The following is a 24866-nucleotide window of genomic DNA, read 5'->3' on the forward strand; positions in this document are numbered from 1 at the left end:
ACCCGGTCCCGGGCCGCACGAACCTGCGCCACCTGCTGCTGCAGGTCGTCCACCAGGGCGTCCGGCCGCAGCTGGGAGGACATCCCCGGTGTCCCCACCTCACGCGAACCCCGCGCGCTCGTCCACCGCAGCTCTCCTCAGCGCCTCGCCGGCCCACCCCCAGGATGCCCGACGTGCCGAACCCGCTCGACGGCACCCGGGTGGTCAGGAAGATCGCAGGTTCGCGGGCGGCCTGGCCGGGGCCGGGGCGGCGGCGTGTGTCACGGCCGACTGCTCCCGTGCGGGTCGCTCACCCGCGGGCCGCTCCCGTGCGCAGGCCGTCCATGACGAGGTCCAGGAGGCGGTTGGCGCGGGGCTGCCAGTCCCCGTCGGGGTCGATCATCCAGAGACCGGCGATGGCGAGCAGGAAGTCGTCCGCGCTCACCCCCGGGCGGATGGTGCCGGCCTCCTCGTTCGCGCGCAGCAGGGCGTCGGCCGCGGCGGTCACCGGTGAGTGCCCCGGTTTCGCCGGGCTCCCGGGCGCGCTGGTGGCCTGGCGGATGGCGTCGGCCAGGCCCGCCTTGGTCATGGCGAACTGGGCGAGGCGGTCCATCCACTCACGCAGGGCCCGCTCCGGGCCCCTGGTCTCCAGCAGGTGGGCGGCGCTGTCGGCGACCTGCTGCATTTCGTAGCGGTAGAGCTCCAGGACGAGTGCCTCGCGGCTGGGGAAGTTGCGGTAGAAGGTGCCCTGCCCGACGCCCGCCTTCTTGGCGATCACGCTCAGCGGTGTGTCCGCCGAGCGCGTGAGCTCGGTGAGCGCCACCTCCAGGATGCGCTCACGGTTGCGTTGCGCGTCCGAACGCAGGGGTGTGTCACGCGGGGGCGCGTCACGCGGGGGTGCGTCCTTCTTCTGCCGCACTCGTCCTCCTCGCCGGGCTCGTGGCCGAGTCCGGTCTTGCTAAGCGGACAACTGTCCGTTAGGTTCTCTGTTAACGGACAGCTGTCCAGTTAGGTTCACCATAGCGGCGGCACGCCGCTGAGGGCAGTGGTGGTCGCCCACCGCCGCCCCCGCCCGGCGTCCCGCCCCTCTCCGATGCCGTATCGCCACGTACAGCGCCATCCCCCTGTCTCCTGACACACCCCCGATACGTCTGCCTGCCGGACCGTCCCTCGGATGCGCCCGGATACGCGAAAGAAGCTGACCATGGCCCCATCGACGTCCAGCGCCATCACTTTGCACATCAACGGCGAGAAACACACGCTGTCCGTCGACCACCGCACCACCCTGCTCGACGCGCTGCGCGAGCGTCTCGATCTGACCGGCACCAAGAAGGGCTGCGACCAGGGCCAGTGCGGTGCCTGCACCGTCCTGATCGACGGGCGCCGGGCCGTCTCCTGTCTGCACCTCGCGGTGGCGGCCGAGGGCCGCGAGATCACCACCGTCGAAGGCCTGGCCGAGGGCGAGCGACTGCATCCGGTGCAGCAGGCGTTCCTCGACCTGGACGGCTACCAGTGCGGCTACTGCACACCGGGACAGATCTGCTCCGCCGTGGCGGTGATCCGGGAACACGCCGCGGGCTGGCCCAGCGCGGTCACCCAGGACGTCCGGCCGGAAGCCGGCCCACCACCGCTGACCGCCGAGGAGATCCGGGAGCGGATGAGCGGCAACCTGTGCCGGTGCGCCGCGTACGTCTCGATCGTCCAGGCCGTCGCCCGGGCGGCCACGACCGACGCGGAGGCTCAGGGGCCCGCCGACCAGGCCGGCCCCATCGCCGAGGCCGAGTCCACGGAGGCGGCGGCATGAAGGAGTTCGGCTATCAGCGGGCGTCCGACGTCGCCGGGGCGGTCGCGCTGCTCGGCGGCGACCCCGAAGCGCGGTTCCTGGGCGGTGGCACCAATCTCGTCGACCTGATGAAGACCGGCGTGGAGCGCCCGGCCCGGCTCGTCGACATCCGCGAACTGCCCCTGGACCGCATCGAGTCGACGGCGGACGGCGGCCTGCGCATCGGCGCGACCGTCACCAACAGCGACCTCGCCGCCCACCCGGAAGTCCGCCGCCGCTACCCGGCGTTGACCCAGGCCGTGCTGTCCGGCGCCTCCGGACAGCTGCGCAACATGGCCACGGTCGGCGGGAACCTGCTCCAGCGCACCCGCTGCGGCTACTTCGCCGACGTGACCCAGCCCTGCAACAAGCGTGTCCCCGGCAGCGGTTGTCCCGCGATCGAGGGCGAGCACCACAACCACGCGATCCTCGGTGCGTCCGAGCACTGCGTGGCCGTGCACCCCTCGGACATGGGGGTCGCGCTGACGGCCTTCGACGCCGCCGTCTCCTACCGAACGGTCGACGGACCGGGCGAGTTGCCGCTCGCCGACCTCTATCTTCCGGTGGGCGACACCCCGCACCGGGAGACCGCCCTGCCGACGGGAGCGCTGATCACCGGCGTGACCCTGCCGCCCGCCCCGGTCGCCGCCCGCTCCCGTTACCGGAAGGTGCGGGAACGCGCCTCCTACGCGTTCGCGATCGGCTCGATCGCCGCCGCGCTCGACGTCCGCGACGGCGTCGTCCGCGACGTGCGCCTGGCCTTCGGCGCGGTCGCGTCCCGGCCCTGGCGGGCCCGGGCCGCCGAGCGGGTGCTCGCCGGCGCACCGGCCGACGCCGGGACCTTCGCCGCCGCCGCGGACGCCGAACTGGCGGCGGCGCACCCGCTGCCCCACAACCGGTACAAGGTGACCCTGATGCGCAACCTGGTGGTGGCCGTGCTGACCGAACTCGCCGAGGAGGCCTCCCGATGACCACGGCCACGACACCGACGACGGCGAAGAGCCACGTCGGCACGGCGCACACCCGTGTGGAGGGCCGCGACAAGGTCACCGGCGCGGCCCGCTACGCCGGGGAGATCCCCTTCGCCGAACTCGCCCACGGCTGGCTGGTGCTGTCCACCGTGGCCCGCGGCCGCATCCGCTCGGTGGAGAGCGAACCCGTGCTCGCGATGCCGGGCGTGCTCACCGTCCTGGATCACCACAACGCACCCCGCGTCGAGACCGACTACGTCGGCATGCTGGGTGTCAGGCCGGACCCGACCTGCGCCCTCTTCCAGCACGACCGGGTGCCGCACCGGGGCTGGCCGGTGGCACTGGTCGTCGCCGAGACCTCCGAGCAGGCCCGGGAGGCCGCCGAAGCGCTCGTGGTGCACTACGAGGAGGAGCCGCACGACGTCGCGTTCCGCGGTGAACACCCGGACGCCTATCCAGCGGACGGCTTCATGCCGGCGGTGACGGACAAGGGCGACCTGGAGTCCGAGCTCGCGGCGTCCGCCGTCGTCCTGGACGCCGAGTACACCACGCCGGAAGAGCACCACAACCCGATGGAGCCCCATGCGGCGACGGCCCGCTGGGACGGCGGCCGGCTGGACGTCGTCGACTCCAACCAGGGCGCCACATGGGTGGTGGGCGAGCTGGCGAAGATGTTCTCCCTCGACCTGGGCGCGGTACGGGTGCGCTCCGAACACGTCGGCGGCGGCTTCGGCAGCAAGGGCGTGCGCGTGCACCAGGTGGCGGCCGTGATGGCCGCGACGGTACTCCAGCGGCCCGTCCGGGTGGTCCTGACCCGACGCCAGATGTTCTCGCTCGCCGGCTACCGCAGCCCCACGACCCAACGGGTCAGGCTCGGTGCCGACGCCGACGGGCGGCTGCACGCCCTGGAGCACCACTCCACGAGCCTCACCTCGACCGTGCACGAGTTCGTCGAGCCGAGCGCCGGGGTGGCACGGGTGATGTACGACGCCGACGCCCACCACACGGCGAACCGGGTCGTACGGCTCGACGTGCCGACCCCCACCTGGATGCGGGCGCCGGGCGAGGCGCCGGGGTCGTTCGCGCTGGAGTCCGCGCTGGACGAACTCGCCGTGAAGTGCGGCCTCGACCCGATCGAGCTGCGCCTGCGCAACGAACCCGACAAGGGCCCCGTCTCCGGACTGCCCTTCAGCAGCCGCAATCTGCGGGCCTGCTTCGAGGAGGGCGCCCGCAGGTTCGGCTGGGCCGACCGGGACCCGCGTCCCGGCACGCGCCGCGAGGGGCGGTGGCTGCTCGGGACCGGCACGGCGGCTGCCTCCTTCGGCGCGGGAGCCCTGCCGTCCACGGCCGTCGTGACGGCGCAGGCGGACGGAACCTTCACCGTGCGGATCGCCGCGGCGGACATCGGCACCGGGGCGCGTACCGCGCTGACCCTGGTGGCCGCCGACGCGCTGCAGGTGACACCGGAGCGCGTCCGGGTGCGCATCGGGGACAGTGACTTCGGACCGGCGGGGATCGCGGGCGGATCCATGGGCACCCGCTCGTGGGCCTGGGCGATCCTGATGGCGGCCGACGAGCTGCGGGAACGGCTCGCCCTGAGTGCCGACATCCCCCCGGAGGGAATCACCGTACGGTCGGACACGACCGCGGCCGTCGGCGCGCTCGCCCAGAAGGAACGGCACTCCTTCGGCGCCCAGTTCGCCGAGGTGGCCGTCGACGTCACCACCGGCGAGGTGCGCGTACGGCGCATGCTCGGCGTGTTCGCGGCGGGCCGGATCGTCAACCCGCTCACGGCTCGCAACCAGTTGGTGGGCGGCATGATCTGGGGCATCTCGATGGCCCTGCACGAGGAGGCGGTCCGGGACCACGCCTCGGGCGGCCACGTCGGCGCCGATCTCGCCGGCTACCACGTCGCCACACACGCCGACGTACCGGTCGTCGAGGCGGACTGGGTGGACGACCCGGACCCGGACGACCCCGTCGGGATCAAGGGCGTCGGCGAGATCGGCATCGTCGGCGCCGCCGCGGCGATCGCGAACGCGGTCTGGCACGCGACCGGCGTCCGCCACCGGAACCTGCCGATCCGCCCCGATCGGGTCCTGCTGGCGGGAGCGCAGGACGGTGCGGCACCGCAGGCCGCCGGTGCCGGTGCCGGTGCCGGTGCCGGTGGGGGTAGGGGTGCGAGTACGGCCACGGGCGCGGGCGGGCCGGGCACGGGAGCACGGGATGCTTGACATCGCGGAGGAGTTGTACCGCTGGCTCGAGGAGGGTCGTGACTTCGCGGTCGCCACCGTCGTGGGGGTCGGCGGCAGCGCACCGCGCGGCCCCGGCGCCGCCCTCGCCGTCGACAGCGAGGGCACGGTCGTCGGTTCGGTCTCCGGCGGCTGCGTCGAGTCAGCGGTGTACGACCTGTGCGTGCAGGCACTCCAGGACGGCGGGACCGTCCTCGAACGCTTCGGATACAGCGACGAGGACGCCTTCGCGGTCGGCCTGACCTGCGGGGGAGTCCTCGACGTCATGATCACGCCGATCGGCGCGCAGGCGCCGGTCAGGCCAGTGTTCCGCGCGGCCCTGTCGGCGGCCGTCGGGGGCGAGCCGGCAGCCCTCGCCCGAGTCGTCCGCGGACCGGCCCAACTCCTCGGCAGAGCCCTGCTCGTGCGCCCCGACGGAACGTACGACGGCTTCCGCGCCGGCTCGGATGAGGGCGTTCTCGGCGGCCACCCGGATCTGGACCGCACGGCGGCGGCCCAGGCCCGGGCGCTGCTGGACGCCGGCCGCACCGGCACGGTGGAGCTCTCCGAGGACGGATCGCACTGCCCGGGCGGCCTCACCCTGCTCGTCGAGGCGAACGTGCCTCCACCGCGCATGATCGTCTTCGGGGCGGTCGACTTCGCCGCGGCCCTGGTGCGTGCGGGCAAGTTCCTCGGCTACCACGTGACCGTGTGCGACGCCCGCCCCGTCTTCGCCACGCGGGCCCGGTTCCCCGCGGCCGACGACATCGTGGTGGACTGGCCGCACCGCTACCTGCGGCGCACCGAGACCGACGGCCGCACGGTCCTGTGCGTCCTCACCCACGACGCCAAGTTCGACGTGCCGCTGCTGACGGCCGCCCTGCGGATGCCGGTCGCGTTCGTCGGCGCGATGGGCTCGCGACGCACTCACGAGGACCGCAACCGGCGACTGCGGGAGGCCGGCGTCAGCGAGCGGGAGCTGGCCCGGCTCAGGTCGCCGATCGGCCTCGATCTCGGCGCCCGTACGCCCGAGGAGACGGCCTTGTCCATCACGGCCGAGATCGTCGCGGCGCGTCGGGGCGGGACCGGCGTCCCGCTCACCGGCGCGCGGATGCCGATTCACCGGGACGGACGCGACGAACGGGACCCGGATCTGCACGAGGGGCGTTCCGGAGGAGAGCGGGACGGCGCGGCGGCGGCCTGAAATCGGGACGCGCGGCGGCGGCCTGAGATCGCCACGCCCGGGAGCCCGGCCGAGGCGGTCGCCGGTGTCCCCGCCGCGTGCGATTCGCGGAGTGACGCCGGTCAGGTTTTGGGGCGGGGAAAGTTCTCCAGCGCGCGGGCGAGACCGGCGGCGTCGGTGCCGATCTTGCGGTAGACGGAGGAGAGCAGCTGCCGTACACCCTGCTCGGTCAGCTGCAGCTCCTTGGCGACCACCGCCACCGACTGGCCCTGGGCCGCCTTTTCCGCGGCCTTTCGTTCCTGGGCGGTCAGGGTGTCGGTCTGCCCGTAGCGCAGCGGAAGCGGCCGCAGTCCGGCCGCGGAGAGCTCTTCCCTGGCCCGTCCTGCCAACGCCTCCGCACCGCAGTGAACGGCGCCTTCCAGACCCTGGTAGAGCCGGTCGGCGGCCTCGTGGAGCCGGCCGTTCCGGGACAGCGCGGCGCCCTGGCCGACCAGTGCACGCGCCAGCTCGTACGAGGCGGGCGACCGCTCCAGGTGTTCCACCGCCTCGGCGTGCAGATCGAGCGCCGCCGGTCCGCCGGTCACCTCCGCCAGGGTGTGCAGCGCCTGGCCGATCGTGGACGTCGCACCGAAGGCACGGGCTCGCTCGACCGCCTCCGCGGCCAGGCTCGCCGCACGGTCGGGCGCGGTGGGGCGCAGCGCCGACGCCAGGTCCAGCTGCCACGGACACCAGGCGGGGTTCCGCCAGGCGCGGCCCTCCAGCCAGTCCCCGACATCGGACAACAGGGCTGCCGCCTCCGGGTGCCGTCCCTCGGCCAGCAGCAGTTCGGCGTACACCGTGCGGGGATCCGGGTAGATGACGGCATTGGGCACCACGTCGCCGTAGTGGTAGCGGTCGGCCAGCCGGCGCGCGGCGGTGACGCGGCCACGGGCCAGCAGGGTCTGAATGAGGATGCCGATCGCGAACCACTGCGCGGGCACGGCCCCCTCCACCCGGTCGGCGATGCGCAGCCCCTCCCGGACCAGGTGCTCGGCCTCGGCCAGACAGCCGCGGCGGTAGCGGATGTAGCCGAGCAGGGTGTCGCCCAGGGCCAGATGGGAGCCGCGCCAGCCCTTTCCCTCGCATTCGGCGATGCCCCTGCTGAACAACTCCTCGGCCCGCCGCGGCTGGTCGCAGTACATGAAAGCCAGGGCGACCGAGACGGGTACCTCGAAACCCCGGCTCTCCTCCGTCCAGCGCAGACCACCGCGCAGGGCGTCCTCCGCATACCCGAGGACGGTCTGCCTCGGCTCCCCGCGCAGCAGGGCGTCCCAGGCGCGCAGCCCCAGGATGTACCGCTCCTCCAGTCCGCGGCCGGTCAGACGTTCGGCCAGCCGGGCCAGCCTGCGCGAGCGGGCGGACGAGTCGGACTCGTCGGTACGGAACGCGCTCCACACGAAGTGATCGGCCTGCATGCGCAGCCGGATGCGCGGATTGGTGGCCTGCCGCGCCTCCTCCGCGGCCACGGTCGCGGCCTCCGCCATCCGATCCGTGTGGGCCAGCGCCTGAGTCAGCCGGTAGACGATGGAGGCCCGCAGCTCCGGATCGACGCCCGGCTCCGCCAGCGCCGCACGCAGATGGCTGACGGTGGCCGCGGGTTCGATGAGGAACGTGGAGCACGCCAGCTCGTGGAGCAGGGCGGCTCGGTCCTCCGGACTCGGCGGCTCCTGGAGCGCGCGCGTCAGGACCCTTCGGGCTGCCTCCGGGGCACCGGCACGAAGGTACTCACGGGCGGCCTCCCGCAGGCATGCGACGGCATCGGACCTCCCTTCGCAGGGGACCTCCAGCAGATGCCGGGCGGCCGCGGTGGGACCGAGCCCCGCCGCACGGACGGCGTCCGCGGCCGCATTGTGCAGGCCGACCCGCAGCGCAGGCGGGATGTCGCGGTAGACCGCGGTGGCGATCAGCGGGTGCACGAATCCCAGGCTGCCTCCGGGGCCCGGCGCGGCCCCCAGAATCCTGGCGGCGCGCAGCCTCTCGGCCGCCTCGGCCGCTTCCTCGCTGCCGACCACGGCGACCGTGGCGGCGAGTTCCGGCGAGACGGACGTGCCCAGGACGGCGGCGGCCCACGCGAAGCGGACGGTGGCCGTGCCGAGCCGGTGCAGTCGGTCGAGCAGCCCGGGACCTTTGACCGCGGAAGCGAGGGCGCGCATGGCGGGCAGGTTCTCCTCGGTACCCTTCGCACGCCGTTCGCCCAGCCTGATGGCGAGTTCCACCGTCTCGAAAGGACTGCCGCCGGTGGCTTTCCAGCACTCGGTACAGAACTCGTCCTCCGCCTGCTCACCCACGTGCTCCCTGACGATGCGCGCCACACTCTCGGCGGTGAGCGGCTCCAGGTCGTAGGGGCGGGCCCCGTGGTCCTCGACGAGGGCGCGGAACGGGGCCGCCTCGGGCGGCAGTTCGTCCGGCCGGTAGGCCGCGACGATCAGCAGCGGAAGGTCTTCGGCTCGCGGGGCGAAGGAGGCGAGCCAGCTCAGCGACTCCGCGTCGGCCCAGTGCATGTCGTCGAGAAGCAGCACGACGGGCGCCTTCAGCACGGTCAGGCGTGTCATCACCCAGTCGAGGCCGTCGCGCACCCCCGCCGGGTCCGGTACCCGGTCGGGGCCCCTCGCCTCCAGACCGAGGGCGGTGGCCACGATGTCGTACCAACTCCCCAGGAGCGCACGGCGTTCCGTCTCCTCCATCGCAGCCAGGGTGGGCTGCACCAGCTGACGCACCACACGGAAGGCCAGTTCCTGCTCCGTCTCGCCGCCCTTGCCCGAGAGGATCGTGAACCCCTGGGCGGTGGCCCGGTCGCGCGCTTGCGCTATGAGCGTGGACTTGCCCAGGCCGGCCGAACCGGTGAAGGCGAGCAGCCCGCCGCGCCGGGCTCGCGCCACGCCCCGTGCGACGTCACGAAGACCGGCCAGCGCGGCGTCGAGCGCACTGAGTTCCCGATGGCGCTCGAACAACGGCGGATGTCCGCTGTTCGGTCGCCCGAGCCCATTCGCCATGTGCCGTACCGCTTCCTGTCGTTCGGCCGTCGGGAGGCAGCGAGAGCGTACGCCTTCCCCGGCGCTCGGAGACCGGATGGGGGACGAAGGTGGCAAGGAAGGGTGAATCGCTCTTGACAGAAGGTTGCGGTCGCCGTCCTTGGGGTAGGTCAGTTGAATTGGTTTTGTGGACCCGTCCGTTCACACAGCGGGTGCCGCCAGCGCATCGGCGTAGCGAGGAACGGTGCGCGACCAGTAGTAGCACCCCCGCATCCAGCCGACCATGCCGTCGACGCAGCCGAGCGCGGAAGGGCTCAACTCCGGTTCGACCTGGGCGCGCAGCTTCTCGAACGCGCAGATCGTGCGGTTGATCTTGCGAATGGCCAGCAGGACGGCCGCGGGCAACGAGCAGCGGTACCTGCGCTCGTAGGCGAGGGCCAGATTGATCATCCCGCCCGTTCGCTGCTCCTTCACCGCGGAGAAGAGGTCGGGAATCCACACCGCCGCGTCGGCAGACAGCCGCGCCAGCCGCCGCATGGCGGGGTGATTGAGCTCGTCCGGGGTGAGTTCCTCCTGCTCCGCGGCCTCGTGCAGCGGATAGAACGGCTCCACCCCCGCGGTCAGCGACCGTATCGACGTGCACAGCCCGGTCCGTATCGGCGAGGAGCCTGCCTGGGCCACCGCCTCGTACAACAGTCCGTGCACGTACTCCCGGCTCAGCGAGGCCCAGCGCGCGGCCTGCGCGGGCGTGCACGTCTCGCGGACCTGTCCGTACAGGTCGGCCAGGGCCGCGCCGAGAGGGGTCGTGGGCGGCTCGTCGTCGCGCAGGATGCCGATGCTCTCGCACAACATCGGCAGCAGGCGGTGCGGCCGCCGCCGGCCGACGTCCTCCGCCCGGTCGTCGAAGACGAACTGGTAGGCGATCTGATTGGCCACGATCTGGAGGATGCCGGGATTGACGGCCGGGCTGGTGTACGAAGCGAGTTCGGCCGGGCGAGTGTAGGCGATCATCTCCGCCACACCCGGCTCCTCGGTCAGCCCGCACCGGCGCAGCCATACGTCCGTGCCTGCCGCCGCCTCGGATTCATAGCGGTTCCGCCGGAAGGGGTACGGCATGTAGAGATGGGCGTCGATCAGCTCCCGCAGATTGGAATGCCTTATTCCGCCCGGCGTGGTCACCGTGAGTTCCTCATGCGTCGTCGACACCAGGGTCACCTGCCATTCGGGAGTCCGGTACTCGGGGTGTCACCGTGGTCCAGGGCGCGAGACAATCCGCACGAGTCGGCGCGCCCGCCGTCTCGCGCGAGCGCGGTTCGCAGATCATCACCAGCGACCTCGGACCCAATGTCGCCGCGGGGCGCGACTGCGTGACGGGTCCGGGGAGATGCCGCAGGCGCCAGCGGCCGGCGATGGTGGCGACGGCCACCGTGGCCTCCGCCATGGCCAGCGCGTCACCGACGCATTTACGGCTGCCCGCGGCGAACGGCAGCATCGCGCCTTGCGGAACCTGGGCGGCACGGCCCGGAAGCCAGCGTTCCGGGAGAAAGCGCTCCGGCTCGGAAAACGAGGCGGGGTCGTGGTGCAGGAGGTAGGGGCTGTACAGGACGGTGGCGCCACGCGGCAGTCGGCACCCGGCGAACTCCGTCTCCCTGGTGGTGACGCGGGTGAAGAGCCAGCCGGGAGGGGAATGGCGCAGTGTCTCCGTGAGGACGCACCGGGTGCGAACGAGACGGGGCAGTTCCTGTGGCGCGGGCCGCCGTCCGGCGAGAACCGCGTCGACCTCGCGGTGCAGTTGGCGCTCCGCCTCCGGATGAAGCGCCAGGAGGCTGAAGGCGGAAGCCAGCCAGAGCGCGGTGGTCTCCACGCCGGTCAGCAGCAGGGTGATGAGGTGGTCGTGGACTTCCCGTTCGCTGACGGGGGACGCCTCGTCGGTGTCGTGCGCCGTCAGCAGAGTGCTCAGCACATCGTCCCGGGGAGCGGACCGACGCCGCTGCGCGATGGTCGCGTCCACGATCGCGTGCAGCCGGTCGACCGCGAGCCGGTAGCGGCGATTGGCGGGCGTGGGGACCCGGAAGGGGGCGTCGACCGGTACGACCGTGCGCACGAACAGGCCGCGGACGATGGTGGACAGACAGTCCCTCAGCTGGGCGGCGGTCGACTCGTCGAGGGTGTCGGAAAGGAGGAAGCGGCTGGTCAGGCGTGTCGTCAGTGCCATCATGGCCGCGCTGACGTCGATTCTCTGACCTGCCTGCCACGTCCGGCACAGGGACTCCGCCTCCTCGCCCATCAGCTCCGTGTACGCGGCCACCTGGGCGGGGCGGAAGCAGGGCTGCAGGAGCCGACGCTGACGACGATGCCTTTCATGGTGGCTGGTGACCAGGCCGTCGCCCATGAGAATCCGGAGCCTGTCGTACTGCGGGCCGCCCTTGTCGAAGGTGCGCGTGTCCAGCAGCATTTCGTGGACGAGCTTCGGGTGACACACCATCCACGCGCGCTGTGGGCCCAGGCATATCCGCACCATATCCCCACGAGCGGGTAAAGAATTCAGAAAGGCCAGCGGCCGGCGTATCAAGGCGATACCGTGACTGAAGAACGGGAATATGCCTGGCGCAGTACCCACGGACCATGCTCGCTCGGATTCAGGTGCGGAACCGTTCATCGAATACCACCTGCCTCAGTCGACACGCGAAATGGATGCGGTCTTTCACGGGCTTGGCGCTCGACTCATGTCCTGCCCAGTTCAACGTGTTCTGGGCCCGTGAATCCTCTGCCCGTGGGGGCGCACAGGAGCGCACGGAAGCATGCGGCGAAACGTCTTTGATGCGTGAGGTGTCAACTGACGACTTTTTCCGGCAGGGCGGGGTCTTCTGTCCGGATGTTCCGGCAGGGCGGCTTCTTCTGTCCGGGGCGGGTCAGGAACGCGATTCGCGATTCTGTTCGGCGCGCTCGGTGTCCCGCTTCTTCAGGCGTGCCGCTTCCTTGCGGACCTCCGCCTGGGTGGCGCGCTCCTTGTCCAGCCACTGAGGCCGGTCCTGCTTCAAGGCCTCGATCTGCTCGGTCGTGAGGGCCTCCGTGACGCCCCCGCGCGCGAGACCGGCGATGGAGACGCCCAGCCTGGCCGCGACCACCGGGCGCGGATGCGGGCCGTTCGCCCGCAGTTCCCGCAGCCACTCCGGCGGATTCGCCTGGAGCTCGTTGAGCTCGTCGCGCGACACGACGCCCTCCTGGAACTCGGCGGGCGTGGCGGGGAGGTACACACCCAGCTTCTTCGCCGCGGTCGCGGGCTTCATCGTCTGGGTGCTCTGGTGCGACTTCATGGTGTCAAGACTATCGACCTCCGAAGAGAGGTCCGACCACGCCGGGTAACCTGGCGGGGTGACAGGCTCGCAAGCATCCCCCTCGTTCCGGCTCGCGTACGTCCCCGGGGTGACGCCCGCCAAATGGGTGCGGATCTGGAACGAGCGCCTGCCCGACGTTCCTCTCGCCCTCGTCCAGGTACCGGCCGCCGAGGCAGCCGATGTGCTGCGCGGAGGCGAGGCGGACGCGGGGCTCGTCCGGCTGCCGGTGGACCGGACGTTCTTCAGCGCGATTCCCCTCTACACCGAGACGACGGTCGTCGTGGTTCCCAAGGACCACCTGGTGACGGCCGTTGACGAGGTGTCCGTCGACGACCTCGCCGACGAGGTCGTCTTCCACCCGCTCGACGACGTGCTCGGCTGGGAGCGGCCACCCGGGGAACCCGCCTTCGAACGCCCCGCCACCACGGAGGATGCGGTGGAACTCGTGGCCGCAGGCGTGGGCCTCCTCCTCGTCCCCCAGTCCCTCGCCCGCCTGTACCACCGCCGGGACCTCACCTACCGTCCCGTAGTGGACGCCCCGCAGTCCGGTGTCGCGCTGTCGTGGCCGGAAGAGGCGACCACCGACCTGGTCGAGGACCTCATCGGGATCGTCCGCGGCAGGACCGTCAACAGCACCCGCGGACGCAGCGCGGCCCGGCGAGCCGAGGAGCAGCCCGAGCGCAAGCGTCCCGACGCGACCGGCGCCCGACGCGCGCCCACTGCGGGGAAGACCACCGGCAGGACGCCCGGCAGGGCAACGGGCAAGGCCACCGGCGGTACGTCCGGGAAAGCCACCGGCAAGACCACCGGCAGTACGCCTGGAAAAACCACGGGCAAGGCCACCGGCAGGAACCCGCGGGGCGGGTCCGGCGGTACCAAGAGCGGCGGCCGCAACCGGCCACGCCGCCGTTCCTGACCGGCCCGGCACCTCCCGTCCGCGTACGGCCCGCGGTGACGGAGTCCCCTTCTCCGGCCTGCGCTTTTTCGGCGTGCGAACCCGCAAGCCGGGCCGCGTGAAGCGCCCACGCCCGGAGGGGTCAGGTGGCGGTGGCGCGGCCGATCGACTCCACCAGGGGCAGCAGCCGGTGCGGGACCCGCTCGCGCAGGGCCACCTCGGTGCGGGTGCGGACCACGCCGGGCAGGCTGATGAGTTTCTGGATCACGTCCTCCAGATGCGCGTTGTCGCGCGCCACGACCCGGGTGAGCAGATCGCCGCCGCCCGTGATCGAGAACGCCTCCACGATCTCCGGCACGCCGGCCAGTGCGTCCCCCACGTCGTCCAGGTGGCCCTGGGTGACCTCGATGTGCACGAACGCCAGCACCGGGTGGCCCAGCGCGGAGGGGGAGAGCGCCGGGCCCGTGCCGGTGATCACACCGTCCCGTTCCAGACGGTCCAGCCGCGCCTGGAGCGTGCCGCGTGCGATGCCGAGGATGCGGGCGTACTCGCGCACGCTGGTGCGCGGCTGCTCCAGGAGCAGCCGCAGGATGCGGGTGTCCAGTTCGTCCACGCCCATCGGGTGCCGCTCTCCTCCTGCTTCGAACGATCCTCTCGACTGTACCAATGGCTCAGGACAGTGTTCCTCGAATGGGCCAGGAGTTGTCAGCCGATGGCCCCCTCCCGGGAAGGCACCCGCCTGTCGGTCTGAGCCATTGGCACAGTGATGAAGGGCACACTTGAGCCAGAGGCGGTAGTGATGCTGTGATGGAGGTGTCGATGGCGCTGCGGACCCCGCGGCGCCTTTTTCATGCCGGTGTTCCAGTTCTTCCGGGTGTTCCAAAGGGGGGCAAGCAGTGCTGAAGAGGGTGTTCGTGGCTCCGGACCCCGGACGGACGCGGTTGCGCTTCGCAGCCCGGGCCGTGCTCGGCGTCGGCCTGGCGGTCGCCGTGTCCGGTCCGGCCGGGCACTCCCTGCCGGGCGCCGTCACCGGCGGGCTCGCCGCGCTGCTCGCCCTGTTCACCGTCGCCGACACCACCGTCCGCGGACAGGCGGTCACCACAGCGCTGCTGCCGGTCGTGGGTCTGCCCGTCCTCGCCGCCGCGGCCGAGCTGCACGACCGTCCCGTGATGCGGGACCTGGTCTTCCTCGCCCTGGTCGGCGCGGGCGTGTACGCGCGCCGCTTCGGGCCACGCGGCCACAGCCTCGGTGTGTTCGCCTTCATGACCTTCTTCGTGGCGCAGTTCCTGCACGCCACGGCCGGGCAGCTGCCCGGGCTGTCCGCCGCCGTCGTGGTCTCCGTACTCGCCGCCGCGGTGGTGCGCTTCGGGCTGTGGTGCTACGAGCGCCGACTGCCGCCGGCCGCCCTGCCCGCCCCGTCCGGCGGCACCGGGCTGGCCCGCGTGACCACCAGGCAGGCCGTCCAGGCGACCGCCGGCGCCGGCTTCGCCCTCGTCGTGGGCCAGCTGGTGTCCGGGCAACGGTGGTACTGGGCCGTCGGCGCCACCTGGTGGATCTTCGTCAACACCGCCTCTCGGGGCGAGACCCTGGTGCGCGGTTTCCGCCGGGTCCTCGGCACTCTGATCGGCATCGGCCTCGGCGTCCTCCTCGCCGTCCCGCTGCACGGGTCCCCGCTACCCACCGCAGTCCTCGTGGCCGTCTGCGTCTTCGGCATCTTCTACACGGCCGCCGTGTCCTACACCTGGATGATGCTCTGGGTGACACTGCTCGCCGAGTCGCTCTACGGCCTGATCGGCGTGCTGAGTCCCGGCCTGCTCGCCGTGCGGCTCGCAGAGACCGCCGTGGGCGCGCTCGGCGCCTGGCTCGCCGTGCTCTTCGTCCTGCCCGTCACCACGCACGCGGTCACCGACGCCTGGATCCAGCGTTCCCTGCGCTGCGTCCACGCGTGCACCGCGCAGACGGCGGCCCGGCTGGCGGGCGCGGCGGACGCCGACCCGGCGCCGCGCGTGGCCGAGCTTGAGCAGCTGCTCGGCCGGGTGCGGCTCTCCGTCGCGCCGCTCGTGCACCCCCTGAACCCGATGCTCGGCCGCAAGCGCCGCGCCCGCCGTGTGCTCGCGCTGCTCGACGACTGTGCCCGGGAGGTCCGCGGCCTGGTCGCCGTGGCCGCGGACCCCGAGGCCTCCCACGACGCCCGCCTGGCCGCCGCGTGCTGGCGGGTGGAGGCCGCGGTGGAGGCGCTGACCGCGGGCGAGGCCGAACTGATCGCCGTCGCCGCCGGGCCGGTGGCTTCCGGGCCCGCGCTCGCCCACCTCCACGGTCTGGAGCGGGCCCTGGCGGAGCTGGCCGAGCCGCTGCGCACTCCGTCGGGCTCCCCGCTGGTGGGCGCCTGACCGGGCGCGCGGCACCGCAGTGGCATATGCGACTTGGTCTAGACCGCCCTTGATCGGCTGCTAACGTCACCCCCGGACGGCACGACCGAGAGGGGACCACGGTGGTTGCACAGGGCGGCGGGCGGCGGGCGTTCATCGGGTCGTTCACGGCAGCGGGAGGTCCCGGCGTCGTGACCGCGGCCGTCGCCGCGAGCGGGGGCACGCTGACCGTGGTGGGCAGCGTCGACGGCGTTCCCGACCCGTCGTACCTGGCCCTGTCGCCCGACGGCGCCATGCTCTACGCGGTCAGCGAGACGGCCGACGGGGCGGTGGCCGCCTACCGGGTGAACGGGCGGACGGCCGAGCTCGCCGGTCCTCCGGTGCCGGTCGGCGGCAGCGGACCGACCCACCTCAGCGTCTTCGGCGGGCACGTGCTGACCGCCAACTACGGCTCCGGCAGCGTCACCGCCGTACCCCTGCGCCCCGACGGCCGGCTCGCTCCGGCCCCCTCCTGCCTGCTGCGGCACTCCGGAGCAGGCCCGCACGAGCGCCGCCAGCGCGGCCCGCACGCACACCAGGTGCAGCCCGATCCGAGCGGCCGCTGGGTCGTCAGCGTCGACCTCGGCACGGACTCGGTGCGGGTGTGTGCCCTGACGGACGGAGACCTCCTGCTGCACCGGGAGATCGCGCTGCGCCCCGGCTCGGGACCCCGTCACCTCACCTTCCACCCGGACGGCACCCACGCCTACGTGGTCAACGAGCTGACCCCCACCGTCACCGTCTGCCACTGGGACGCCGCGACCGGCTCCCTCAAGCCGCTGGCCCAGACGCCGGTCCTGGCGGACGCCCCGGCCGCCGACGCCTACCCCTCGGGCATCGTCGTCGCCCCCGACGGCCGGTTCGTGTGGACCGCGACCCGGGGCGAGGACGTGCTGTCCGTGCTGGCGGTCGAGGAGAACGGGGCGCGGCTGCGGCTGGTGGGAACCGTCGCGTGCGGCGGCCACTGGCCCCGGGCGCTCACCTTCCACGACGGCTGTCTGTACGTGGCGAACGAGCGTTCGGGCGACGTGACCTGGTTCCGGGTGCACCCGGAGACGGGACTGCCCCAGCGCGGTGGCGCCATCGAGGTGCCTGCGGCCGCCTGCGTGGTGTTCCACTGAGCCGCTCCGGTGCCGCGCGCCGGGCCGCCCGAGCCTGATCGGCCGGGTCGGCACAGCCTGCCGACCCGGCCCACCCGGTCGAACCGGCCGACAGCGCAAAGGGCCCGCTCCAGGTACGGAGCGGGCCCTTGGTCATGCAGGGGCGTAACGGCTGCCGTGAGCGTCAGCGGACCGGCAGTCCCTGGGCCTGCTGCGGGGTGATGCCCAGCGCCGTCGTGTACTTGGCCAGGGCGAGCTTGCCGATGGCCGGGTACGGGCCGAGGGCTTCCGCCGCGGCGCAGCCCGCCTCGGCGGCGGCCGCTTCGAGCAGCCCGGCGTCGATCTCCGGGCCGATCAGGTACGGCGCGAGGGCCAGCTGCTGGGACCCGGAGGACCGCAGCTGCTCGGCCACGGCCGCGATCGAGCCCTCCTGGTCGAGGGCGGCCGCCATCACCGGCACCGCGAGACGGGCCGCGAGCAGCATGCCGGTGATCCCGGCGGCCTGCACGGCCTCCTCGCCGCCGACGGAGGCGAGGATGATGCCGTCCGCGGCGGTCGCCACGGTGAACAGGCGGGCCCGGTCGGCCCGCGCCAGGCCGGCCTCCGACAGACGTACGTGCAGCGCCTCGGCGAGCAGCGGGTGCGGGCCGAGGACGTCGGTCAGCTCGGCGGCGACCCGGCTCTCCATGACGGCCTGGCGGACCTGGCGCAGCAGCGCACTGTCCGGACCGGCCAGCAGGGGCACCACGACGGCGACAGGGCCGTCGGGCTCCTTGACCGCCGCACCGGCCGCGAGCGCCTGCTCGTAGCGGGCGGTGCGCTCCTCGGCGGCGAGTGCGAGCACGGACCGCAGCGAGGGGAACTCGGCATCGTCCCCGTCGAGGTACCCGATCCGCGCGTCAAGACCGGGGAGTTCGGAGCGGGCGATGCTCACGACCTCCTCGGCGAGGCTGCGCGAGGCGGCGCCGGGCGTGCCCGGCACCGCGAGGACGAGCGCGGGCGCGCCCTCGGGAGCCGCCAGCGGTTCGGGTCGGCGGTGCCGTCCGGGCTGGCGGGGGCGCGGCATTCGTACTGGCAGGCCGGACGCGGGCCCAGTGGGGGAGCTCATGGCGCCGCATGTTACTGGTTTTCTGGGTTCCTCTGTTCGGGGAGGGTCCAGGTGAGCGGTATCCGTCCGGTTTTGTCTGATGAGTTACGTGCGGTTCTGGACTGATCGGTACCGGCAATCGGGGCCGATGCGACAACTCGCTCTCCGCATGGGTGTACTTGTCCGGCAAGTGCGGATCCGGGCGATCAGTCACCGTGGGCCGGCACGACGTACAGCATCTTCTCGTCGCCCGGCAGGCTGAGGGTGCCTGTCGTCAAGGCAGTGGCGATGCGCACCGAGCCGTGCAGCGGATCCCCGTCGGCCCGAACGCGCCGCGCGTGCGGCAGTCTTTCGGCCAGTTCCCGCTCCAGCGGTACGAGGAGGGGGTCGCCCATCCTGAACAGGCCACCGGTCAGAGCGAGACGGGGCTCACCCTCGGGCGGGCAGACGGCGGCCGCGGACCCGGCCATGTGCCGGGCCGCCGCCCGCACAATGCCCGCCGCGACGGTGTCGCTCTCGGCGCAGGCCGCCACTTCGGGTGCGAAGGAGGCCAGGACGGCGGCGCGGTCGGGGCGCGGGTAGAGCCGGCCGGGCAGTTCCGGCATCGGCCCGAACGTCTCCTCGGCACGGGCCAGCAGGACGGCCGAGCCGCCGTCCCGCCCGTCGTGGGCGCGCAGCGCGGCCTCCAGCCCCGCGCGTCCGATCCACGCCCCGCTGCCGCAGTCGCCCAGCAGATGACCCCAGCCGTCGGCACGACGCCAGCCGGTCAGATCGGTGCCGATCGCGATCAGACCGGTACCGGCGGCGATCACGGCACCGGGTCGCGGGCCGAGGGCGCCGACATAGGCGGTGACGGCGTCGGCGGCGAGTACGACCGACCGCACTCCGAGCTCCCGGCCCAGGGCACCGGGAAGTTCGGCGCGCAGGGCGTCTCCGAGAGTGGCGAACCCGGCGGCCCCCACCACGGCCGTCTCCAGCCGCTCCACCCCGGACTCGGTGGCCAATTCCCGTGCCATGGGAACCAGTTGCTCCATGAGGTGCCCGGGGTCGATTCCCCGGGCTCCGGTACGCACCGGCTCCCTCGACTCCCGCTCCGCCAGCGGCCCGGACCCGGGCAGGCCGACGACCGCCCGGAGTCCGGAGCCGCCCGAGTCCACGGCGAGGAAACCGGCCGCGGCGGGCGCGGGCCGTGCGGCGGCCGGTCTGCCCGAACCGTCCCCCGTCATGGCAGGCGCCAGTCCACCGGCTGTCCCCCCTGCCTGATCAGCAGGTCGTTGGCGCGGCTGAACGGGCGGGAGCCGAAGAAGCCGCGGTCGGCCGACATGGGGGAGGGGTGGGCGGACTCCACCGACGGAAGGTCGCCGAGGAGCGGCCGGAGGTTGCGGGCGTCGCGGCCCCACAGGATCGACACCAGCGGCTTGCCCCGTGCCGCCAGGGCCCGGATGGCCTGCTCGGTGACCTCTTCCCAGCCCTTGCCACGGTGGGCGGCCGGCCGGCGTGGGGCAGTGGTGAGCGCTCTGTTGAGCAGCAGGACGCCCTGCCGGGTCCAGGGCGTCAGGTCGCCGTTGGACGGCTGGGGCAGCCCCAGGTCGCTGTGCAGTTCGCGGAAGATGTTGATCAGGCTGCCCGGCAGCGGGCGTACGTCGGGTGCGACGGAGAACGACAGGCCCACCGCGTGCCCAGGAGTCGGATACGGGTCCTGCCCGACGATCAGGACGCGTACGTCGTCGAAGGGCTGCTGGAAGGCCCGCAGGACGTTCGGCCCGGCCGGGAGGTAGGTGCGCCCCGCGGCGATCTCCGCGCGCAGGAAGTCGCCCATCTCGGCGACTCTTCCGGTCACGGGTTCCAGGGCCTTGGCCCAGCCCGGTTCGACGATTTCATGCAACGGTCGTGGTGCCACGGGCGTCACCCTACTGCCGGACACCGGGCGACGATCAAGCAGTGGCCGAAGGCCGACCGAGGATGACCGAACCGGCGTCACCGGTGAACGCGACCTCCCTTTCCTTGCGTTGGCGACCTCGGCGTGCAGCCTCGCCGCGCGGGCCGTCCCCCGCGCGGGCGTTCTCACCGTGCGCCCGTGGCTCACCACCCCCCTGCTGTCAACTGATCACCGCAGCCCGGACGCACAGCACGTCCGGCAGATGGGACGCCAACTGCCGCCAGCTGTCGCCGTCGTCCGCCGAGGCGTACAACTCGCCGTTGCGGTTGCCGAAGTACACCCCTGCCGGCTCTCCGTCGTCGGTGCACAGCGCGTCGCGCAGCACCGTGCCGTAGTGGTCCGCCGACGGCAGCCCCGCCGCCAACGGCTCCCAGCTCTTGCCGGCGTCGGCCGTGCGGAACACACGGCATCGGTGATCGGCCGGCACCCGGTCGGCGTCGGCGTTGATCGGGAAGACGTACGCCGTGTCACCGCGGTGCGGATGCGCCGCCGCCGCGAAGCCGAACGTCGACGGCAGCCCCTCGCCGATGTCCGTCCAGCGCCCGCCCGCGTCGTCGCTGCGGTACACCCCCCAGTGGTTCTGCAGGTACAGCCGGTCCGGGTTGGCCGCGTCCATCGCCACCTTGTGCACGCACTGGCCGAACTCCGGGTCGGGGTCCGGCAGGAAGACGGCGGACACACCGGAGTTGGCGGGCGCCCAGGTGGCCCCGCCGTCGGAGGTGCGGAACACGCCGGCCGTGGAGACCGCGACCGTGACGGCCTTCGGGTCGCGCCGGTCGGTCACCACGGTGTGCAGGCCCTCACCGCCACCGCCCGGCACCCACCTCGAACGGGTCGGGTGCTCCCACAGGGGGCGGACCAGCTCGAAACTCTCGCCGCGGTCCTCGGAGCGGTACAGCGCGGCCGGTTCCGTGCCCGCGTACACCACGTCCGCCTCCGCGGCCGCCGGGTGCAGCTGCCACACCCGCTCCAGCGAAGCCCCCGTGTCCTTGGGGAACTTGACGGCCGGCCGGGCGGGCTCGGTCCATGTGCGCCCCAGGTCGTCGGAGTGGAACACCGACGGCCCCCAGTGCGAGCTGTCGCCGCCGGCCAGCAGCCGCGGCACGGCGCCGCGGGTGTCGATGGCGACCGAATACACGGCCTGGGCGTTGAAGTAGGGTCCGTCGTCGAACTCCCAGGCGCCACCTCGCCGCCGCCCGATGAACAGGCCCTTGCGTGTGCCCACGGCGAGCAGGACCTCGGTCATGCCGATCACCTCCGCGACCTCGGTGTCCAGGACGCCTTCGTCCTGGACACCGGCCAGTCTGCACCCCACCACTGACAGTCACCTTCGGGACGACGTCGCCCCAGGTCAGGACGGCGATGTCGGACGCGCCGGGGAGTCGGGCGCGGGCCGGTTCCCGCCGATTCGGCCAGAACTGTGCGCGGGCGCCGCCACTCATGGCACCGTCGAGTCGGGGGACTCGGCGTGAGCATCGAGGAGTCGTCTCCCGTATGGGAGGGCGATCCGGCATGTCCGTGCGCTCGTGAGGAGGATGCCTTCGATGGCGTTCCGTGGTCCGAAGGTGTGGCTGTGGCGCTGGCGCCGCAATCCGCTCAAACGCCGCGCCGATGTGGTGGAGGCCTGGGTGGTGCTCGGTGCCTGGGTGGTCACCGTCCTCGCCGGAACCCTCGCCGGATGGACGGCGACCCGGGCCGTGGAGCACGGCCTGGCCCGGGAGCGCGTCGAGTGGCGGCCCACGGTGGCACTGGTGACCGAGCAGGCGCCCGGCACCACCTCGTCCTCGCAGCCGGGGACGGCCGGGGCCGGCGCGGGCGCGCCGGACCGCACGGACACCGGTGATCCGGACCGCACGAACACCGGTGATGATGCCAAGGCCGAATCCAGCCCCGGCCGGTCCGGGAGCAGCCGGACCGACTCGAAGGGACAGGGAACCGACGCGATGCGGGTGTGGGCGAAGGTCCACTGGACCGCGCCGAACGGCTCCTCGCACACCGGGCAGGCCCAGGTACGGCCGGGCAGCGCGGTCGGCACCCCGGTCACCGTATGGACGGACCCCCAGGGCCGGCTGGTGACCAGGCCCGCCACGGCCTCCCAGGCCCGGAGCCGGGCCACGCTGATCGGCGCTCTGGTCGGCGTGAGCGTGGCCGCCGCGCCCTTCGTCGGCGGCCGTGTGCTGCGCGGCCGCCTGGAACGTCGGCGCATGGAGCAGTGGGACGCCGAGTGGGCACGGTTCGGCCCGCTGTGGGGCCGCAAGACCTGGTGACGTCACCGAGGATCCGGCAGCGACCGCTCGTCACCCGGGATCCGGCAACGACCGCTCCAGGATCGCGCCGAGGTCCGCGGTGTCGGGCAGGGTGCCGAAGGAGTGTCCCCAGTCGCCGCCGAGCCGGGTCGCGCAGAACGCGTCGGCGACCGCGTGCGGGGCGTGGCGGACCAGGAGGGAGGCCTGGAGGGTGAGGGCCATCAGCTCCACCAGGCGGCGCGCGCCCGCCGGGGTGGTTTCGGCCGGCAGGCTCTTGAGGCGGGTGACCGCGGCGTCGAACCGGGCGTCGGCCCCCCGGGCCAGGGCGAGTTCGGCGAACAGCGCGTCCGCGGTGCCCGGTTCGCGGCCCAGCGCCCGCAGCACGTCCAGGGCGTTGACGTTTCCCGACCCCTCCCAGATCGACAGCAGGGGAGCCTCGCGGTAGTGCCGGGGCATGCCGGAGTCCTCCACGTACCCGTTGCCGCCCAGGCATTCGAGCGCCTCCGCGGTGAAGGCGGGGCCGCGCTTGGTCACCCAGTACTTGCCGACGGCTGTCGCGATCCGCCGGAACGCCGCCTCCGACCCCTGGTCGCCGTCCCCGCGTACCGCCCGGTCGGCGGCACCGGCCAGCCGCAGCGTGAGCGTCGTGGCGGCCTCGGACTCCAGCGCCAGATCGGCGAGTACGTTGCGCATGAGCGGCTGGTCGACCAGCAGCGCGCCGAAGGCGCGGCGGTGGCGGACGTGGTGACCCGCCTCCACCAGGGTCTTGCGCATCAGGGCCGCCGACATCATCACGCAGTCCAGCCGGGTGCAGTTGACCATCTCGATGATCGTCTTGACACCCCGCCCCTCGGGGCCGACCAGCCAGGCCACGGTCGCGTCGAACTCGGGCTCGGAGGAGGCGTTGGAGCGGTTGCCCAGCTTGTCCTTGAGTCGCTGGATGCGGAAGGTGTTGCGGCTGCCGTCCGGCAGCACACGCGGCACCAGGAAACACGAAAGCCCGCCAGGTGCCTGAGCGAGCACCAGAAAGACGTCGCACATCGGCGCCGAGGTGAACCACTTGTGCCCGCGCAGTGTGTACACGCCGGGCTCGGACGTGGGCGTCGCCGTCGTGGTGTTGGTCCGTACGTCGGAGCCGCCCTGCTTCTCCGTCATCCCCATGCCCGCGAGCAGGCCCGGCTTCTGGGTCGGCACCCGCAGCCCCGGTTCGTACACCCGGCTCGTCAGCAGCGGCTCGTAGACGGCGGCCAGTTCCGGCTGGGCGCGCAGCGCGGGCACGGCCGCATACGTCATCGATGTCGGACAACCGTGCCCGGCCTCGGTGTGCCCCCACACCAACCCGCCCGCGGTCCGGGCGACATGGGAGCCGGCCCGGTTGTCCGCCCAGGGAGTGCCGGCCAGCCCCTCGGCGACCGCCACGCCCATCAGGTGGTGCCAGGCCGGGTGGAAGTCGACCTCGTCGATCCGGTTGCCGTAGCGGTCGTGCGTGCGCAGCTCCGGCTCGTACCGGTTGGCCTGTCCGGCCCACTCCTGGGCCTCGGCGCTGCCGGCCCGCACCCCGAGCCGCCGTACGTCCTCCTCGGCCCAACCGGCGCCCTCGCGGCGCAGGCCCTCCAGCAGGGCGGCGTCGTCGGACGCATCGTACGGGGCCAGGGGAGGGGCCTGGTTGATGACGTCGTGCGTCGCGTACCGGAGCGGTGGCTCGTGCCGCGGCTGGTGCCGTTCCTGCTGTTCATGCGCGAGTGTGGAGGCCATGCAGGCAGTGTTGCACTTTCTCTGCGGCCGCAGCAATCCTGCAACATGGCGGATTGCGTACAGTTACGTGACCATGAACGCCTTCCAGGAGCCCGCCGGGGTCGACCTGCGGCCGCTGTCCGCGCGGTCCGTCGTCCTGAGCCTGCTGCTGGGGGCGCATCCGCCCGAGCTGCCGGTGAAGGACCTGGTAAGCGCCGTGCAGCCTTTCGGGGTCGCCGGATCCACCCTGCGGGCGGCGCTGAGCCGGATGGTGGCCGCCGGAGACCTGCGGCGCTCGGACACCGTCTACCGACTCAGCGACCGGCTGCTGGAGCGCCAGCGGCGCCAGGACGCGGCCGTCCATCCCGAGACCCGGCCCTGGGACGGTGCGTGGGAGATGGCCGTGGTGACGGCGACCGGCCGCGGCCCCGCCGAACGGGCCGAACTCCGCGCCCGACTCGCCGGGCTCCGGCTGGCCGAACTCCGCGAGGGGGTCTGGCTGCGCCCCGCCAACCTCCGCCGCAACCGGCCGGACGACCTCGGCGAGGTGGCCCGGTGGCTCACCGCCCGCCCCGAACAGCCCGACCGTGACCTGGCCGCGAGTCTGTGGCCGCTGGACCAGTGGGCGGCGACGGCCCGGACGCTGCTCGCCCACGTCGCCCGCACCGACCGCCCGGCCGACCGCTTCACCGCCCTGGCGGCGGTCGTACGGCACCTGCTGGCCGACCCCGTCCTGCCCGGCGAACTCCTCCCCGCCGCCTGGCCGGGCCCCTCTCTCCGCGCCGCCTACACCGACTACCAGCGTGAGCTGACCGAGGAGATGCTGGGACGCGCGAGGCAGTAGGGGCGGCGGCCGTGCGGGGATTGCCACGCCGCACGCCCGGCATCGCGTCCGCCCTGTCGGGCCGGACACGCGCGTGCG

At 72.9% G+C, this 24866-nt stretch carries 20 protein-coding genes; 9 read left to right on the top strand and 11 right to left on the bottom strand.

From position 1 onward, the window contains the following. Nucleotides 1-289: 289 nt before the first annotated feature. Nucleotides 290-898: a TetR/AcrR family transcriptional regulator gene (locus tag AB0A61_RS08515; protein ID WP_361288166.1), complete on the bottom strand. Its 609-nt coding sequence runs from the start codon at nt 896-898 to the stop codon at nt 290-292. A gap of 285 nt (nt 899-1183) precedes the next feature. Here AB0A61_RS08515 and AB0A61_RS08520 point away from each other — a divergent pair, with 285 nt between their 5' ends. The 4 genes from AB0A61_RS08520 to AB0A61_RS08535 are packed head-to-tail and all read left to right on the top strand — an operon-like array spanning nt 1184 to nt 6207. After that, nucleotides 1184-1783 carry a 2Fe-2S iron-sulfur cluster-binding protein gene (locus AB0A61_RS08520; protein WP_361288169.1) on the top strand — a complete coding sequence of 200 codons (600 nt, stop codon included), beginning with the start codon at nt 1184-1186 and terminating at the stop codon, nt 1781-1783. Further along, nucleotides 1780-2772: a xanthine dehydrogenase family protein subunit M gene (locus AB0A61_RS08525; protein ID WP_361288172.1), complete on the top strand. Its 993-nt coding sequence runs from the start codon at nt 1780-1782 to the stop codon at nt 2770-2772. The genes AB0A61_RS08520 and AB0A61_RS08525 overlap by 4 nt, the downstream gene beginning before the upstream one ends. Then, nucleotides 2769-5006 (top strand): xanthine dehydrogenase family protein molybdopterin-binding subunit, encoded by a 2238-nt coding sequence (locus tag AB0A61_RS08530; protein WP_361288175.1) that lies wholly within the window; start codon nt 2769-2771, stop codon nt 5004-5006. The genes AB0A61_RS08525 and AB0A61_RS08530 overlap by 4 nt, the downstream gene beginning before the upstream one ends. Continuing rightward, nucleotides 4999-6207 carry an XdhC/CoxI family protein gene (locus AB0A61_RS08535; protein WP_361288178.1) on the top strand — a complete coding sequence of 403 codons (1209 nt, stop codon included), beginning with the start codon at nt 4999-5001 and terminating at the stop codon, nt 6205-6207. Before AB0A61_RS08530 ends, AB0A61_RS08535 begins: the two co-directional genes overlap by 8 nt. A 101-nt stretch (nt 6208-6308) precedes the next feature. Here the strand turns inward: AB0A61_RS08535 and AB0A61_RS08540 are convergent, their stop codons facing one another. The 4 genes from AB0A61_RS08540 to AB0A61_RS08555 form a co-directional block, all read right to left on the bottom strand. Further along, entirely contained in the window at nt 6309-9218 is a 2910-nt protein-coding gene (locus tag AB0A61_RS08540; RefSeq protein WP_361288181.1) for an AAA family ATPase, read from the bottom strand. A 180-nt stretch (nt 9219-9398) separates the two neighbouring features. Next, nucleotides 9399-10403 carry a (-)-alpha-amorphene synthase gene (locus tag AB0A61_RS08545; RefSeq protein WP_361288184.1) on the bottom strand — a complete coding sequence of 335 codons (1005 nt, stop codon included), beginning with the start codon at nt 10401-10403 and terminating at the stop codon, nt 9399-9401. Next, nucleotides 10387-11856, bottom strand: a complete 1470-nt coding sequence (locus AB0A61_RS08550; protein WP_361288187.1) for a cytochrome P450 — start codon at nt 11854-11856, stop codon at nt 10387-10389. Before AB0A61_RS08550 ends, AB0A61_RS08545 begins: the two co-directional genes overlap by 17 nt. Nucleotides 11857-12109: 253 nt before the next feature. Next, nucleotides 12110-12514, bottom strand: coding sequence for a DUF5997 family protein (locus AB0A61_RS08555; protein WP_361288190.1), 405 nt, complete (start codon nt 12512-12514; stop codon nt 12110-12112). A gap of 58 nt (nt 12515-12572) precedes the next feature. Between AB0A61_RS08555 and AB0A61_RS08560 the strand changes: the two genes are divergently transcribed. Next, nucleotides 12573-13451 (top strand): LysR family substrate-binding domain-containing protein, encoded by an 879-nt coding sequence (locus tag AB0A61_RS08560; protein ID WP_361288193.1) that lies wholly within the window; start codon nt 12573-12575, stop codon nt 13449-13451. Nucleotides 13452-13572: 121 nt separating this feature from the next. Here AB0A61_RS08560 and AB0A61_RS08565 read toward each other — a convergent pair whose 3' ends face one another. After that, the gene (locus tag AB0A61_RS08565) at nt 13573-14049 is read right to left on the bottom strand and encodes an Lrp/AsnC family transcriptional regulator (protein WP_361288196.1); all 477 of its coding nucleotides are present in this window, start codon (nt 14047-14049) and stop codon (nt 13573-13575) included. Nucleotides 14050-14326: 277 nt separating this feature from the next. On the opposite strand from AB0A61_RS08565, the gene AB0A61_RS08570 reads away from it, so the two are divergent. Together AB0A61_RS08570 and AB0A61_RS08575 are read left to right on the top strand one after the other, a co-directional pair. Beyond that, nucleotides 14327-15820 (top strand): FUSC family protein, encoded by a 1494-nt coding sequence (locus tag AB0A61_RS08570; protein WP_361288199.1) that lies wholly within the window; start codon nt 14327-14329, stop codon nt 15818-15820. Nucleotides 15821-15921: 101 nt separating this feature from the next. Beyond that, nucleotides 15922-16959 carry a lactonase family protein gene (locus AB0A61_RS08575; protein WP_361288202.1) on the top strand — a complete coding sequence of 346 codons (1038 nt, stop codon included), beginning with the start codon at nt 15922-15924 and terminating at the stop codon, nt 16957-16959. A 163-nt stretch (nt 16960-17122) separates the two neighbouring features. On the opposite strand, the gene AB0A61_RS08580 is transcribed toward AB0A61_RS08575, so the two are convergent. The 4 genes from AB0A61_RS08580 to AB0A61_RS08595 form a co-directional block, all read right to left on the bottom strand. Further along, nucleotides 17123-18046, bottom strand: coding sequence for a hypothetical protein (locus AB0A61_RS08580; RefSeq protein ID WP_361288204.1), 924 nt, complete (start codon nt 18044-18046; stop codon nt 17123-17125). 185 nt (nt 18047-18231) lie between these two features. Next, nucleotides 18232-19251: a BadF/BadG/BcrA/BcrD ATPase family protein gene (locus tag AB0A61_RS08585; protein ID WP_361288207.1), complete on the bottom strand. Its 1020-nt coding sequence runs from the start codon at nt 19249-19251 to the stop codon at nt 18232-18234. Then, nucleotides 19248-19925 (bottom strand): uracil-DNA glycosylase, encoded by a 678-nt coding sequence (locus AB0A61_RS08590; protein ID WP_361288210.1) that lies wholly within the window; start codon nt 19923-19925, stop codon nt 19248-19250. Before AB0A61_RS08590 ends, AB0A61_RS08585 begins: the two co-directional genes overlap by 4 nt. A 199-nt stretch (nt 19926-20124) precedes the next feature. After that, nucleotides 20125-21282, bottom strand: coding sequence for an exo-alpha-sialidase (locus AB0A61_RS08595; protein ID WP_361288213.1), 1158 nt, complete (start codon nt 21280-21282; stop codon nt 20125-20127). Between the two features lie 226 nt (nt 21283-21508). On the opposite strand from AB0A61_RS08595, the gene AB0A61_RS08600 reads away from it, so the two are divergent. Beyond that, complete coding sequence (locus tag AB0A61_RS08600; RefSeq protein WP_361288216.1) at nt 21509-22231, top strand: hypothetical protein; 723 nt, start codon at nt 21509-21511, stop codon at nt 22229-22231. 30 nt (nt 22232-22261) lie between these two features. Here AB0A61_RS08600 and AB0A61_RS08605 read toward each other — a convergent pair whose 3' ends face one another. Further along, complete coding sequence (locus tag AB0A61_RS08605; RefSeq protein WP_361288219.1) at nt 22262-23965, bottom strand: acyl-CoA dehydrogenase family protein; 1704 nt, start codon at nt 23963-23965, stop codon at nt 22262-22264. 73 nt (nt 23966-24038) lie between these two features. Here AB0A61_RS08605 and AB0A61_RS08610 point away from each other — a divergent pair, with 73 nt between their 5' ends. After that, the gene (locus tag AB0A61_RS08610; RefSeq protein WP_361288222.1) at nt 24039-24788 is read left to right on the top strand and encodes a PaaX family transcriptional regulator C-terminal domain-containing protein; all 750 of its coding nucleotides are present in this window, start codon (nt 24039-24041) and stop codon (nt 24786-24788) included. Nucleotides 24789-24866 lie beyond the last annotated feature (78 nt).

The sequence above is a fragment of the Streptomyces sp. NPDC046197 genome (assembly GCF_040646295.1).
Classification (GTDB): Bacteria; Actinomycetota; Actinomycetes; order Streptomycetales; family Streptomycetaceae; genus Streptomyces.